The organism is Streptomyces sp. NPDC030991 (assembly GCF_055571235.1).
The window spans coordinates 30,478-45,257 of the sequence record NZ_JBVIFR010000003.1 but is presented as its reverse complement, the minus strand read 5'-3'; the positions used below and the strand labels follow the sequence as shown (position 1 = coordinate 45,257).

The window sequence follows — 14,780 nt, the reverse complement described above, 5'->3', positions numbered from 1 at the left end:
CGCGAAGCGCGACGACTTGGGAGTGCGCTGACGTCGTCGCAGGTCGTCACCTACCTTGAGAGCGGGAGCCGGGACGGCTCGGTACGCCGTGACACGCGAAGCTCGGGGTGGGCGATGACGACGAACGACGATGAGAGTCCGGCCGCGACGGCGCGCAAGGAGTTCGCGCGCCGTCTACGGGACCTGAGAGACGCGGCGGGCGCGAGGAATGCCGACATCGTGACAGCCTCCGGACGGACGCAGGGCAGGGCGCCGGGTGGCCGGAGCCTGACGGCGAACGCGGTGAGCCGGTTGCTGTCCGGGAGCGGCAGGAGGGCCCCCGACTGGGACCTGATCGCGGCGTTCGTCGCGGCCTGCCGGACGCATGCCGGTGCCACGAAAACACCTGTCTCCCCGGTCCTTTTCGACCTGGCCGTCTGGAAGTCGGAACACACGGTTCTGGTGCGGGCCCTGGAGTCGGCCGGTATGCCGGGGGCGACCGAGGAGGAGCCCGCTCCGCGAGAGGTCGAGGAGGCCGTCACGGCCTACGCGGAACGGGTCCGGGAGACCTGGGGGCACCTGGATCTGGAGGTGCTGCTGCCCCTCGACGACCAGGGCCGCCATCCCGCCATCCGGCTCCGGGAGGTGTTCGTCGAGCCAGGCGTCCGGGCGGACCCGCCCCCCGTGGAACTGCCGCGCGAACTGGTGCGCCGGCTGGTCGAATCGGGGGAACTGCCGGAGTCCGACCATCTGCCGAGCGGCGCACTGGACGCGCTGAAGGAACTGCGGGGCGCGTACGAGCAGCGCCCGGCACGCCCCGTGCTTCACGCCCTGGGCCAGGAGGACGTGCGCAAGTGCGTACTGCTGGGTGATCCCGGAGCCGGTAAGTCCACACTGGCGAAGTACCTCGCCCTCACCCTGGCCGGGAGCGGATCGCGGAGCGATGCGCCACCGGCGCTCGCCGACCGGGTGGGCGTCATAGTCGAGCTCCGGCAGTACGCCGAACCCCAGTGGTATCAGCGGACCTACGAGGACTTCCTCGCGTACCGACAGGACCAGCTCGGCCTGTGCGTGCCGCCGCCCGTCCTGCGTCATCTGCTGCGCACCGGCCGGGCTCTGGTGGTCTTCGACGGTCTCGACGAGGTCTTCGACCCCAAGGTGCGCCAGGCCGCCTCGGAACAGATCGCAGCCTTCGCGGCGCGCTGGCCGCTGGCCCGCATCGTGGTGACGTCCCGTGTCATCGGATACAAGCGGCATGTCTTCGACGGCGCGGATTTCACGCACTACATGCTCCAGGACCTCGACCTGGAGCAGATCGCCACGTTCACCGAGCGCTGGTACAGCCTGTCGGCGCCCGCGGACGCGGAGAAGGCGTCCCGCCTCGCTCAACGGCTCCAGGACGCGGTGCGCGACTCCCGGCCGATCCGCGAACTGGCGGGCAATCCGCTGCTGCTGACCATCCTGGCCATCGTCGGACGGCGCCAGCCGCTGCCCAAGGACCGCATCGGCGTGTACCGGCAGGCCGTGACCGTACTCACTGCGCAATGGGACCAGCAGGCCAAACACCTGGAGGCCGACCTGCCGTCCGCCATCAAGGACGTCCTCGACGGGCTCGACCGTCATGAGGTGCTGATGATGCTGGCGCATGCCATGCAGGCGGGCACGCACGGCATCGCCGGAAACCACATCCACGGGGACGACCTGGCGGAACTGCTGCACACGCAGTTGGAGCAGTACGGGCTTCCTCCCGCCCCCGCCAGGACGGGCGCGCGGGCACTCGTCTCCCAGCTCCGGGAACGCAACTTCATCCTCGCCCGGTACGGCGGCCAGGTCTACGGCTTCGTACACCGGGCCTTCCTGGAGCACCTGGCCGCCGCCGACATCTACCAGCGTTACACGCGGGGCCGGGCCTGGACGCCCCAGGAGCTTCTCGACCAGGTGATCGCCCCGCACGCGCACGACCCGGCCTGGCACGAGGTCCTTCTGCTGCTCATCAGCCAGTTGGAACCGTCCGACGCGGCGGCGGCCGTCGACCGGCTCCTCGACCTCCACGACAGCCGGGGCACATCCAGCGACACCGCCCTGCTGGGGGTCGCCGTCCGGGCGCTGGCGGAGGTCCCCAAGATCGGCTTGCTGAACGATCAGAGCAAGCGAGCCGTGGCGGCCATGACGGACGTGCTCAACGCCTCTGCGCCGCCGTCCGGTCTGGCCTCCGTCTTCTCCGCCCTGGAGTCGTTCGGCCCGTACTGGGTGGGCCGGGACGCCTTCCTCGCCTGGTTCCGTACGCGCGGCCAGTTCTCGCCCAGTGCGGACACGCCGCGCATCGTGTGCCTGCTTCAGCCCTCCCGCGAGGAGCTGATCCGTTTCACGCGCCACGCGTACAGCCCCTACGACCGACGGATCTTCCTCGAAGCGCTGGCCGAGAACCGGACGCACGACAGCGAGGTGCGCGCGTTGCTCTTCGAGCTGGCCACCGGCGACGCCGACGAGGATATGCGCCGGAAGGCTCTCACCCTGCTGTGCGAGGACCCGGTGGAAGTCCGGGAGCTGCGAGCCCTGCTCATCGACCGGGCGCGGACCGACAAGGACAGCGGCGTGCGGCGCGCCGCACTGCTGGGGCTGGCGGGAAAGTGGCGGGAGGACGCGGAAGCGCGTGCCGTGTTCTTCCTGGCGGCCGGGGACGACGACGCGGCGAGGGTGCGGTGGACGGCACTGTGGGCGCTCACCGACATGCGGCCGGGCGGCGTCGGTGTGCGGCCGTTGCTGCGGGAACTCCTCCGTGGCCAGAGCGTACGGCTCGGAGGTGACGCGGATCGGGAGGCGGCCGTCGAACGCTGGGCGGAGGACATCGGGCCCCACGTGCCGCTCATCGACGTCAGGACGGATACCGACCCCGCTGAGCAGATACTGGGCGCCACCCTGCGTCTGTTGGCCGAGCGTCGACCGGACGACGTCGACGTCCGTACGCTGCTGGTGGCATGGGTGATGGCGGACAGTGAGGTCCTGGTGCAGCGGTCCGCGATGAGAGCACTCGGGGAGCACTGGCCGCGGGATCCGGAGATCCGCGACCTGCTGGTCGCGCGAACACATGACAGCTCTCCCCGGGCGGGGCGTGAGACAGCGACGCGCCTGCTGGCCGAAGAGTGGATGGGGGACGGGCCGACGCGTCGACTGCTCCAGGATCTGGCCGCCGAGGAGCAGGACGTGATGGTGCGCTTCGCGGCGCAGGACGCATTCAAGAACCTGTGGCATCAGGAGGGCGGGCAGGAACAGCTCTTCGAAGTGGTACGCGGCGACACCGACTGGGGCCTGCGTCTTCTCGCGTTGCGGGTGTTGGGTGAACGCTGGCCGGCGGATGCTGAGGTCCGCGCACTGATGCTCGGCCTGGCGCGTTCGGATGGGCACCCTTCGGTGCTTGGGCTGGTCGCCGAGCAGTGGCCGAAGGACGAGGAGGTGTACCGGGTGCTGCTCGATCGGACCGGCGCCGACAGCGACGTGCAGGTGCGTGAGGCGGCTCTGCGAGGACTGGCGCTGCGCAGGCATGACGCCGTGGAGGTGAGGTCTCTGCTCAAGGACCTGGCCCGCCGGGACACGGACGGGCACATCCGCGCGCTCGCGCTGGAGCTGCTGATCGAGCACTGGCCGCAGGACGTTGAGACCAGGCCCCTTGTGCGGGAATACGTACGTGACCTGATCGACGGGGATCTGGACTTGTACGTGCTCGAGGGCTTCCTGAATTCTTTCCGGCACTGGCAGGAGGACGAAGAAGCCCTGTCGCTCCTCTTCGAGCTGGCGCGGCATGACATGCCGGATCACCGCGGCGTGGCACTGGAAGCACTGGCCGAGCGGTGGTGGGAACACACCGAGGTCCGCGCCCTGGTGATGGACGCGGTGCGCGAGGACCCGGACGGGGGCGTACGGCTGTTGGTGTTGCAGGCCGTGGCGGAACGCTGGGCGCAAGACGCGGAGGTACGGGAGGTGATCGCCGAAGTGGCGCACAGTGCGGTGACCGGCGCCGTCCCGGAACCACCGAGGGAAGAAGCGCGGTGTGTGCTGGCACTCGCCGAGGGCACGGCCTCGCCGCCGATCCCGCGGCCGGCTGCGTGAGGGTTTCGGTCGGCATCCGCGTCGGTGCCGTCGCGTCAGCCCCCCGGCAACCGCCCCGACGACGAAGGACGCGCCGCGCGGGAGCGCGGCGCGTCCTCGACAGGGGCTGCCCGCAGCCCGCCTTGCCGTCACTCCGTCACAGGACGGATTCGGCGACCGCCTTCAGCGCCAGATCCACGTCGACCGGCCGGTCCTCGCCGTGGTGCGTGGCGGCCGAGGCGCGGGGGGCGTGGCCCGGGGCCGTGGCCGCGAGGACGTAGGAGCCGCCGGAGGGCACCGCGAGCGCGTAGCGGCCCTCGGCGTCGGTCAGCGCGGCACCGGCCTGGCGGCCGCGCCGGTCGATCAGCGTCACCTTGGCGTGGGCGACGGGCAGGCCCGCCGGGTCCAGGACCTGGCCGCGGAAGGCGGCGAGGGACTCCTCGGCGCGCGCGAGGTTGGCGTCCTCCTCGCTGCTGGCGCGGAGCTGGACCTGCTGGCGCACGGTGGCCGCGCGGCGTCCGGGCAGGAACAGGGCGAGCAGGACGCCGACCGCGACGGCGCCGGTGGCGATGAGGAAGGAGACGCGGAAGCCGTGCATCGTGGGGACGGCGGCGCCGCCCACGTGGTCGGCGGTGTTGGCGAGGACCATGCCGATGACCGCCGACGACACCGACGTACCGATGGAGCGCATCAGGGTGTTGAGGCCGTTGGCCGCGCCCGTCTCGGAGGCGTCCACCGCGCCGATGATCAGCGCGGGCAGCGAGGAGTAGGCGAGACCGATACCGGCGCCCACGACCACCGAGATGACGATGGTCTGCCAGGCGGCGCTCATCAGGCCGAGCCCGGCGCCGTAGCCGATCGCGATGATCAGCATGCCGAGGATGAGGGTGACCTTCGGGCCGAAGCGGGCGGAGAGGCGCGCGTAGACGGGGGCCGTGAACATCATGGTCAGGCCGAGCGGCGCCACGCACAGACCGGCGACGACCATCGACTGGCCCAGGCCGTAGCCGGTGGCGGACGGCAGCTGGAGCAGCTGCGGCAGGACCAGGGAGATCGCGTAGAACGCGACACCGACCATGATCGAGGCGAGGTTGGTGAGCAGCACCTCGCGGCGGGCGGTGGTGCGCAGGTCGACCAGCGGGGCCTTCAGCCGCAGCTCCATGACGCCCCAGGCGAGGAGTACGACGAGCGCGGCGGCGAAGAGGCCGAGCGTGGTGCCGCTGCTCCAGCCCCAGTCGCTGCCCTTGGTGATCGGCAGCAGGAAGAGGACGAGGCCGAGCGAGAGCCCGATGGCGCCCACGACGTCGAAGCTGCCCTTGGCGCGCAGCGGGCTCTCGGGGACGAAGACGAGCGTGAGGACGATCGACACGACGCCGAGGGCGGCGGCGCCGAAGAACAGCGCGTGCCAGTCGGCGTGCTGGGCGACGAGCGCGGCGAGCGGCAGCGCGAGGCCGCCGCCGACGCCGATGGAGGAGGACATCAGGGCCATCGCCGAGCCGAGCTTCTCGGGCGGCAGCATGTCGCGCATCAGGCCGATGCCGAGCGGGATGGCGCCCATGGCGAAGCCCTGGAGGGCGCGGCCCGCGATCATCACGACGAGCTGGTCGGTGAAGCCGCAGATCAGCGAGCCCACCACCATGATGGCGAGGCTGGTGAGCAGCATCCTGCGCTTGCCCGCGAGGTCGCCGAGGCGGCCCATGATCGGGGTGGCCACGGCGCCGGCGAGCAGCGTCGCGGTCAGGACCCAGGTGGCGTTGGTGGGCGCGGTGCTCAGCAGCTCGGGCAGGTCCTTGATCACCGGCACGAGCAGCGTCTGCATGACCGCTACGACGATGCCGGCGAAGGCGAGGACGGGGACGACACCGCCTGTTCGGCGCGTGGTGGTCGTCGGCTGGGACATGGAGAAGGGCCTCCGGAAGGCGGTCTCGGTAACGGCGAAGGTGCGCGTACGGCGGTGGGCGCGCGGGCGTCGGCGTGCGGGCAGGTTGCGTGTAACTCGAACCTGTTTCCCGAGGCGACTATTCCGACGATCATCGTACGAGGGCAAACCTTGACCTTTTGTTTACATGTGCTCAGGTCCCGGGTTTTCTGACCTACCGTCAGATGCGGTCTTCCGCTCCACTGGAACGTGTTCTACCGTGCGCCGCATGGGCATCGCCATCACGCAGGAACAGCGGGAGCTCGCGGACGCCGTACGGGGCTGGATCGCGCGCGCCGTGCCCCCCGACGAGGTGCGCAAGCTGCTCGACGCCCCGGCCGCGCCCGGCCCCCGCCCGCCCTTCTGGGAGGGGCTCGCCGGGCAGGGCCTGCTCGGGGTGCACCTGCCGGAGTCCTGCGGCGGCGGGGGCGGGACCCTGCTCGACCTCGCGGTGGTCGTCGAGGAGGCGGGCCGGGCGGCGCTGCCCGGCCCGTACCTCGGCAGCGTGCTGGCCGCCGAGGTGCTGCGGCGGGCGGGGCGGCGTGACCTCGCCGGGGCGCTGGCCCGCGGGGAGCGGATCGGCGCCGTCGCGTTCGGGCCCGGCGGGCTCGGCGCCGTCGCGGGGCCCGGGGGGCTGACCCTCGACGGGGCCGCACCGCCCGTACTGACCGGCGCCGACGCCGATCTGCTCGTCCTGGCGGCCAGGGGCGCCGACGGCGTCGTATGGCTGGCCGTGGACGCCCGCACGCCGGGGCTCGCCGTGCGGGGGCAGGAGAGCGCCGACCCGACCCGGCCCACCGCCGAGGTCGTCGCGGCGGGCGCCCTCGTCCCCGCGGGCCGGGTCCTCGCCGTGGACGCCACCCTCGTCCGCGACCTCGCGGCGGTCCTGCTCTCCGCCGACGCGTGCGGCACCGCCGCCTGGGCCCTGCACACCGCCGCCGAACACGCCAAGGTGCGCGAGCAGTTCGGGCGCCCCATCGGACAGTTCCAGGGCGTCAAGCACCTCTGCGCCGACATGCTCGTCCGGGTCGAGCAGGCGAGCGCCCTGGTGTGGGACGCGGCGCGGGCGCTCGCGCCGGGCGAGGAGGGCGGTGCGGGCGAGGGAGGCGGTGCCGAGGGGGAGGGTGGTGCCGGTGAGAGAGGCGGTACCGGCGAGGAGTGCGGCGCCGAGGGGAAGGGCGGTACCGGCGAGGAGGTCGGTACCGGCGAGGAGGGTACCGACGGGAGGCGCGACGGGGTCGGGCGTGGCGAGGAGGAGGGTGCGGTCCGGAAGCGCGACGGTGCCGGGCGTGGTGAGGACGGGGACGCGGTCGGTGTGCGGGGGCTGGCCGCCGCGCTCGCCGCGGGGACCGCCCTCGACGCCGCGTACAGCTGCGCCAAGGACTGCATCCAGATCCTCGGCGGCACCGGCTTCACCTGGGAACACGACGCCCATCTCCACCTGCGCCGGGCCGTCGTCGCCCGGCAGCTCATCGGCGCCGGCGACACGCACCGGCTGCGGGCCGTGCGCCTCGCCGAGTCCGGGGCCCGCCGCGAACTGCGGTTCGCCCTGCCCGCCGAGGCGGACGCCCACCGGGAACGGGCCCGCGCGGTCGCCGAGCGGGCCCGCGGCCTCGACCCGGCCGCCGCGCGCCGCGCGCTCGCGCCGACCGGGTACGCGGCACCGCACCTGCCGCCGCCGTACGGGCTCGGCGCCGGGCCGGTCCAACAGCTCGCCGTGCAGCAGGAGTTGAGGGCGGCCGGAGTGCGCGTCGCCGATCTCGGCATCGCCACCTGGGTCGTCCCCTCCCTCCTCGCGTACGGCACGCAGGCGCAGCGCGTCCGCTTCCTCCCGCCGACCATCCGCGGCGACCTCCTGTGGTGCCAGCTGTTCTCCGAGCCCGGCGCGGGCTCGGACCTGGCGTCGCTGCGCACCCGCGCCGAACGGACCGGGGAGGGGCGCTGGCGGATCAACGGCCAGAAGGTGTGGACGAGCGCCGCGCAATGGGCGGACCACGGCATCCTGCTGGCCCGTACCGACCCCGCCGCCCCCAAGCACAAGGGGCTCACCTACTTCCTCGTCGACATGAAGAACACCGACGGCATCGACATCCGCCCGCTGCGCGAGATCACCGGCGACTCCCTCTTCAACGAGGTCTACTTCGACGACGTCCTGCTGCCCGCCGACGCGGTGGTCGGCGAGGTCGACGACGGCTGGCGGGTGGCCCGGCACACGCTCGGCAACGAACGGGTCCACATGGCCGACCAGTTGACCTTCGACACGGGCCTCGAAGCGCTCCTGGCCCGGGCCGCCGGTCTGGACGGTGCGTACCGGGCGCGGATCGGTGCCCTCGCGGCGGAGGCGCACGCGCTCGGCTGCATCGGCCTGCGTACGACGATGCGGCAGGTCGCCGGGGAGGAGCCCGGCGCCGGGGCGTCCGTCCGCAAGCTGGTCCAGACCCCGCACCAGCAGAAGGTCGCCGAACTGGCCCTGGAGCTCCTCGGCCCCGCGGGCGCGCTCCGCGAGGGGGCGGGGGAGCGCGCGCTGCACGGCTTCCTGTTGTCGCGGTGCCTGACCATCGCGGGCGGCACGACCCAGGTGCAGCTCAACGTGGTGGCCGAACGGATCCTGGGGCTGCCGCGCGACTAGGGCGTGTGTCGAAAGTCCCCCCGGGGGCATCCCCACTCGCCGCACCGGGCACAAGGCCACGTACGTCCAGGGAGGCCCCGGGGCGAGGCGGAGCGGACGGGCCCGCCCTGGACCGGTCCGCCGCGCTGACGGATGGTGGACTGGTCCCGCGCACCGCGCGCCGTTCACGACCCCTTGGAGAACGCCCGTGTCCGAGCCCGAGACCCCACCGGCGCCCCTGAAGGGCACGAAGGTCGTCGACCTCTCCAAGATCCTCGCGGGCCCCTACGCCACCATGTCCCTCGCCGACCTCGGCGCCGACGTCATCAAGGTCGAGCACCCCGACGGTGGCGACCCCACCCGCTCCTGGGGCCCGCCCTTCAACGGCCCCGACGCCACGTACTACCTGGCGGCCAACCGCGGCAAACGCTCGGTGACCCTCGACCTCACCTCGCCCGGCGGCCAGGAAGCCGTGCACCGGATGCTCGCCGGCGCGGACGTGATGGTCGAGAACTTCCGTCCCGGCTCCACCCTCGCCCGCCTCTTCGACTACCAGGAGCTCAGCGCCCGCTATCCGCACCTGGTCATCCTGCACATATCGGCGTTCGGTGACACCGGGCCCCTGCGCGACGAGCCCGGCTACGACATGGTGGCGCAGGCGAGCGCAGGACTGATGTCCCTCACCGGCGAGCCGGACGGACCCCCGGTCAAGGCCGGTTACGCGATGGGCGACCTCGGCGCCGCCCTCTTCGGCCTCATCGGCGTCACCTCGGCCCTCGTCGAGCGCGGCCGCACCGGCCGCGGCCAGTACGTCACCACCTCCCTGTACGAGTCCCAGCTCGCCCTGCACATCAACTGGGCCACCGGCTACTTCGCCACCGGCGAGCGCCCCACCCGGCTCGGCTCGGGCCACCCCAGCCTCGTCCCGTACCAGGCGTACCGGGCCGCCGACGGCCACTTCGTGATCGCGGTCGGCAACGACGCCCTCTTCCGCCGCCTGGCCGGCGCCCTCGGCCACGAGCGGTGGGCGGACGACCCGCGGTTCGCGACCAACCGCGACCGGGTCACGCACCGGGACGCCCTCAACGCCAAGCTGGCGGCGGTCCTCGTCGACGAGCCGGTCGCGCACTGGATCGCCCTGCTGAAACCGCTCGGCGTCCCCGTCGCCGCCATCCGCACCCTCGACGAGGTCTACGACTGCCCGCAGACCGCCGCGCTCGGCATGGTGCGCAAGGTCGACCACCCGGTGGTGGGGCCGCTCCAGCAGGTCGCGTTCCCCGTCACCTTCCGCGGCGAGCGCCCGCCCGTGCGCAGCGCCCCACCCACGCTCGGGCAGCAGAGCCGCGACATACTCGCCGAACTCGGGTACGGGGAGGAGGAGATCGACCACCTCCTGAACCTGCCCGCCTCCTCCTGAACCTGCCCGCCTCTTCCTGAACCTGCCCGCTTCCTGATCCTGTCCCCGACCGACCCGTTCGAAGACCACCCTCAAGGAGCCTGAGCCCCATGCCGTTCGCCGCCCTCGACCCCGTCGACCCGCTGAACCTCGAAGCCCTCCTGACCGACGAGGAGCGGGCCGTGCGCGACACCGTCCGCCAGTTCCTCGACGACAAGGTGGAGCCGCACATCGCCGAGTGGTTCGAGACCGGCGAGCTGCCGGACCTGCCCGGACTGGCCCGGGAGTTCGGCAGCATGGGCCTGCTCGGCATGCACCTGGAGGGGTACGGCTGCGCGGGCATGTCGGCCCGCGCGTACGGCATCGCCTGCCGCGAGCTGGAGGCCACCGACTCCGGTCTGCGCTCGTTCGTCTCGGTGCAGGGCTCCCTCGCCATGTTCGCGATCCACCGTTTCGGCTCGGAGGAGCAGAAGCAGGAGTGGCTGCCGAGGATGGCCGCGGGTGAGGCCATCGGCTGCTTCGGCCTGACCGAGCCCGACCACGGCTCCGACCCGGCGTCCATGACGACGCGGGCCCGCCGCGACGGCGACGACTGGGTGCTCGACGGCCGCAAGATGTGGATCACGAACGGTTCGGTGGCGGCCGTCGCCGTGGTCTGGGCGCAGACCGAGGACGGCGTACGGGGATTCGTCGTCCCGACCTCCGCCCCCGGCTTCTCGGCGCCGCTCATCAAGCACAAGATGTCGCTGCGCGCGTCGGTGACGAGTGAGCTGGTCCTGGACGGCGTACGGCTGCCCGCCACCGCCCAGCTGCCCGGGGCGCGCGGTGTCGGCGCGCCGCTGACCTGCCTGAACGAGGCCCGCTACGGCATCGTCTGGGGCGTGACGGGCGCGGCCCGCTCGGCGTGGCAGGCGGCGCGCGACTACGCCGTGCAGCGCGAGCAGTTCGGCAAGCCGATCGCCGCGTTCCAGCTCACGCAGCAGAAGCTGGTCGACATGGCGCTCGAACTCCACAAGGCGACACTGACCGCGCTCCAGCTGTCCGCCCTGAAGGACTCGCCCGCCGGCGTCCACCCGGCCCAGATCAGCTTCGGCAAGCTGAACAACGTCCGCGAGGCCATCGAGATCTGCCGCACCGCCCGCACGATCCTCGGCGCGAACGGCATCTCGCTGGAGTACCCGGTGATCCGGCACGCCAACAACCTGGAGTCCGTGCTGACGTACGAGGGGACCACCGAGATGCACACCCTCGCCCTCGGCCAGGCGCTGACGGGTCACGCGGCCTTCCGCTGACGGGCTGCCCCTGCCAGTATCTGACGCACCGTCAGTTACTGGCAGGAGGCGTGCAGCCATGAGGTCGTACATCGTCGGCGTCGGCATGACCCGGTTCGAGAAGCCCGAGAGCCGCGAGTGGCAGTACTGGGACATGGCCGGGGAGGCGGGGAACGCGGCGCTCGCCGACGCGGGCATCACCTACCAGGACGTACGGCAGGTCGCCGTCGGCTACTGCTTCCAGGCGTCGACGGCGGGCCAACGGGCCGCCTACGAACTGGGGTTGACCGGCGTCCCCGTCTACAACGTCAACAACAACTGTGCCACCGGATCGACCGCGCTGATGCTCGCGCGGCAGTTCGTGGAGGGCGGAGCGGGCGATTGCGTGCTCGCGCTCGGCTTCGAGAAGATGCGGCGCGGCGCCCTGGGCGGCGGCGCCGACGGCGGTGACTTCGCCACCTCGCCCGTCGCCCGGCACTACGGCGTCATGGCCGCCCGGCACGGCTTCGAGGCGAGCCCGCCCACCGCCCAGATCTTCGGCGACGCGGCGCGCGAGCACATGGCGAAGTACGGCACGACCGAGGCACAGCTCGCGGCGGTCGGCGCGAAGAACCACCGGCACTCCGTCGGCAACCCCTACGCCCAGTTCCAGGAGGCGTACACCGTCGACGAGATCCTCGCCGCGAAGCCGATCCACCAGCCGCTCACCAGGCTCCAGTGCTCGCCGACCTCCGACGGCGCGGCGGCGGCCGTCGTCGTCTCGGAGCGCTTCGTGGACCAACGGGGCCTCGGGGAACGGGCCGTGGAGATCGTCGCCCAGGCGATGACGACGGACACCGAGGAGTCGTTCGCGTCGGGCTCGTGCATCGACGTGGTCGGGCAACCGATGTCGCGGGAGGCGGCGCGCCAGGTGTACGCGAGCTCCGGGCTCGGCATCGACGACGTCGACGTCATCGAGCTCCACGACTGCTTCTCGGTCAACGAACTGCTGACCTACGAAGCGCTCGGCATGTGCGAGGCGGGCGACTCCGGCAAGCTCGTCGAGTCGGGCGCGACCACGTACGGCGGCCGCTGGGTCGTGAACCCCTCCGGCGGCCTCATCTCGAAGGGGCACCCCCTCGGCGCCACCGGCATCGCCCAACTCGCCGAACTCACCTGGCAGTTGCGGGGTGAGGCCGGTACTCGCCAGGTCCCAGGCGCCCGCGTCGGACTCGCGCACAACATCGGGCTCGGCGGCGCCGCGGTGGTCACCCTGGTGCGGCGGCCCCCGGGGGCCTGACGCTCAGCCGGCCCGCCACTCGTCGGCGAGTACCGCCATCAGCACCTCGTCGCGCCACACCCCGTCCCGCAGCTCGACGTGGCGGCGGACGCCCTCGACGACGAAGCCCGCCTTCTCGTAGACGTGCCGGGCCCGGCCGTTGTCCGTGTACGCCGCCAGCTGGATACGGTGCATGCCGAGCGCCTCGAACCCGTGCCCGACGATGAGCCGGACCGCCTCCGTGCCGAGGCCACGCCCACGCCCGCGGGGGCCGATCAGCGTCCGGAACGTACAGCAGCGGTGCTCCGGCACCCACTCGCTGAGCACGACCTCGCCGACCAGCTCACCGGTGGCCGCGTCGGTCACGGCCAGGTCGAGACGGTCCTGCTGCGTGGATCGGGAGCCGTACCAGGAGCGCAGGTGCGCCCGGCTGAACGGGGTCGGGTCGCCCCCGGTGAAGTAGAGCAGCTCGGGGTCCTCGAGAATCCCGGCCATGACCTCCGCGTCGTCCTCGGTGAAGGGGCGCAGGACGACCCTGTCGCCGGTCAGGACGGGCTTGAGGGAGAAGGGCGTCGTGGTCATCCTGGTCATCCGGCGAGTCTGCGCGACAGACGATCACCGGACAAGGGGGCCCGGGCCCTGGACCCAGGCCCGCGGGACCTAGGTCCAGGGGAGTAGACCTCCGGCCCGTGACCGGTGCACCGAAATCCTGATGTACGGGGTGCGGCTGGGCTGCGACCATGACACTCATGCCGCAGACCTCATCCGAGACCGAACCCCCGTCCGAGTCCGGGCCCGACACCGCACCCGGCGCCGCCCGGCCCGGCGCCGAACCCCGCGCCGGTCTACGCGCCCACCGGCCCGCGCCCCCCGCCTGGCTGGTGGTGGCCGTGGCGTGTGCCGGGCAGTTCCTCGTCGTCCTCGACGTCTCCGTCGTGAACGTCGCCCTGCCGTCGATGCGCGCCGACCTCGGACTGAGCCCGACCGGACTCCAGTGGGTCGTCAACGCGTACTCGATCGCCTTCGCCGGGTTCATGCTGCTCGGCGGCCGGGCGGGGGACCTCTTCGGCCGCAAACGGATGTTCCTGGTCGGCCTCGGCCTGTTCACCCTCGCCTCGCTGGCGGGCGGCCTCGCCCAGGACGACTGGCAGCTCCTCGCCGCGCGGGCCGTGCAGGGACTCGGCGCCGCCGTGCTCGCCCCGTCCACCCTCACGATCCTCACCTCCGCCGTACCGGAAGGCGCGGCGCGGGCCCGGGCGATAGCGACCTGGACCGCCGTCGGCGCGGGCGGCGGCGCGGCCGGCGGGCTGGTCGGCGGCGTCCTCACCGAGGGCCTGAACTGGCGCTGGGTGCTGCTCATCAACGTGCCCCTCGGCGCCGTGGTCCTCGCGGCCGCCGCGCGCTGGATCCGCGAGTCCAGGGCGGGCGGCGAACGCCGGCTCGACCTGCCGGGCGCGCTCCTCGTGACGGCGGGCACGGCCACCCTCGCGTACGCCATCGTGCAGACCGAGGCGGAGGGCTGGGGCGCCGCCCCGACGCTGGTGCCGCTGGGCATCGCGCTCGCGCTGATCGCGGGGTTCCTGGTCGTCGAGGCCCGTACGCGGCTGCCGCTGATGCCGCTCGGCCTCTTCAGGGCGCGGGCCGTGGCCGCGGCCAACGCGGCGATGTTCGTCTGCGGCATGGGCAGCTTCGCCATGTGGTTCTTCATGACGCTGTACGCGCAGAACGTGCTCGGCTACAGCCCCGTCGAGGCGGGCCTGGCGCTCGTGCCCAGCTCGCTCGCGGTCGTTGCGGGCTCGAAGATCGCGCCGCGGCTGATGCCGGTGTTCGGGGCGCGCAACGTCGCGGTGGCCGGTGTCGTCGTGACCGCCGCCGGGTTCGGATGGCAGTCCACGATGAGCGCGGACGGCTCGTACGTCACGACGATCATGCTGCCCGGGATCGTGATGATGGCCGGCGCCGGGTTCGCGATGACCCCGCTCGCGTCGCTGGCCACGTCCGGGGCGGCGCCGGGTGACGCGGGGCTCGTCTCCGGGCTCATCAACACGAGCCGGACCCTCGGGGGTTCGCTGGGGCTCGCGATCCTGTCGACCGTCGCGGCGAGCCGCTCCGCGGGCTCGTCGGGTCCTGCCGCGCTGACCCGCGGCTATGCGGGGGCGTTCCTCTGCGGGGCGGGGATCTTGGTGGTGGCCGTCGTGGTGCTGCTGGTGTGGATGCCGCGCGGCCGCGCCACCACGGAGTAGCGGAGCAGGGGCTTGGGCCGC

General features: G+C 72.6%; 8 protein-coding genes. 6 read left to right on the top strand and 2 right to left on the bottom strand.

Annotation, left to right across the window (positions count from 1 at the left end; translation table 11 throughout):
* The first annotated feature begins 114 nt into the window (after positions 1–114).
* A complete protein-coding gene (locus ACZ45E_RS06360; protein WP_468217250.1) occupies positions 115–4,086 on the top strand; it encodes a HEAT repeat domain-containing protein in 3,972 nt (1,323 codons plus the stop codon).
* Between the two features lie 136 nt (positions 4,087–4,222).
* Here the strand turns inward: ACZ45E_RS06360 and ACZ45E_RS06355 are convergent, their stop codons facing one another.
* Entirely contained in the window at positions 4,223–5,965 is a 1,743-nt protein-coding gene (locus tag ACZ45E_RS06355; protein WP_468217248.1) for an MFS transporter, read from the bottom strand.
* A 247-nt stretch (positions 5,966–6,212) separates the two neighbouring features.
* Between ACZ45E_RS06355 and ACZ45E_RS06350 the strand changes: the two genes are divergently transcribed.
* The 4 genes from ACZ45E_RS06350 to ACZ45E_RS06335 all read left to right on the top strand — a co-directional run bounded on the left by ACZ45E_RS06350 (position 6,213) and on the right by ACZ45E_RS06335 (position 12,537).
* Positions 6,213–8,612, top strand: a complete 2,400-nt coding sequence (locus ACZ45E_RS06350; RefSeq protein WP_468217245.1) for an acyl-CoA dehydrogenase — start codon at positions 6,213–6,215, stop codon at positions 8,610–8,612.
* A gap of 187 nt (positions 8,613–8,799) precedes the next feature.
* Positions 8,800–10,008 (top strand): CaiB/BaiF CoA transferase family protein, encoded by a 1,209-nt coding sequence (locus ACZ45E_RS06345; protein WP_468217242.1) that lies wholly within the window; start codon positions 8,800–8,802, stop codon positions 10,006–10,008.
* Positions 10,009–10,097: 89 nt separating this feature from the next.
* On the top strand, positions 10,098–11,279 hold the full coding sequence (locus tag ACZ45E_RS06340; RefSeq protein ID WP_468217240.1) for an acyl-CoA dehydrogenase family protein: 1,182 nt from the start codon (positions 10,098–10,100) through the stop codon (positions 11,277–11,279).
* 58 nt (positions 11,280–11,337) lie between these two features.
* Positions 11,338–12,537 carry a lipid-transfer protein gene (locus ACZ45E_RS06335; protein WP_468217238.1) on the top strand — a complete coding sequence of 400 codons (1,200 nt, stop codon included), beginning with the start codon at positions 11,338–11,340 and terminating at the stop codon, positions 12,535–12,537.
* 3 nt (positions 12,538–12,540) lie between these two features.
* On the opposite strand, the gene ACZ45E_RS06330 is transcribed toward ACZ45E_RS06335, so the two are convergent.
* Entirely contained in the window at positions 12,541–13,098 is a 558-nt protein-coding gene (locus ACZ45E_RS06330) for a GNAT family N-acetyltransferase (RefSeq protein ID WP_468218232.1), read from the bottom strand.
* A gap of 158 nt (positions 13,099–13,256) precedes the next feature.
* Between ACZ45E_RS06330 and ACZ45E_RS06325 the strand changes: the two genes are divergently transcribed.
* Positions 13,257–14,759 carry an MFS transporter gene (locus tag ACZ45E_RS06325; RefSeq protein ID WP_468217237.1) on the top strand — a complete coding sequence of 501 codons (1,503 nt, stop codon included), beginning with the start codon at positions 13,257–13,259 and terminating at the stop codon, positions 14,757–14,759.
* The last annotated feature ends 21 nt before the right edge of the window (positions 14,760–14,780 follow it).

What these genes read in the sequence shown, in the direction of transcription:
- ACZ45E_RS06360 (WP_468217250.1), top strand. Translation starts at nt 115, where the DNA reads ATGACGACGAACGACGATGAGAGTCCGGCCGCGACGGCGCGCAAGGAG.
- ACZ45E_RS06355 (WP_468217248.1), bottom strand. Translation starts at nt 5,965, where the DNA reads ATGTCCCAGCCGACGACCACCACGCGCCGAACAGGCGGTGTCGTCCCC.
- ACZ45E_RS06350 (WP_468217245.1), top strand. Translation starts at nt 6,213, where the DNA reads ATGGGCATCGCCATCACGCAGGAACAGCGGGAGCTCGCGGACGCCGTA.
- ACZ45E_RS06340 (WP_468217240.1), top strand. Translation starts at nt 10,098, where the DNA reads ATGCCGTTCGCCGCCCTCGACCCCGTCGACCCGCTGAACCTCGAAGCC.
- ACZ45E_RS06335 (WP_468217238.1), top strand. Translation starts at nt 11,338, where the DNA reads ATGAGGTCGTACATCGTCGGCGTCGGCATGACCCGGTTCGAGAAGCCC.
- ACZ45E_RS06330 (WP_468218232.1), bottom strand. Translation starts at nt 13,098, where the DNA reads ATGACCACGACGCCCTTCTCCCTCAAGCCCGTCCTGACCGGCGACAGG.
- ACZ45E_RS06325 (WP_468217237.1), top strand. Translation starts at nt 13,257, where the DNA reads ATGACACTCATGCCGCAGACCTCATCCGAGACCGAACCCCCGTCCGAG.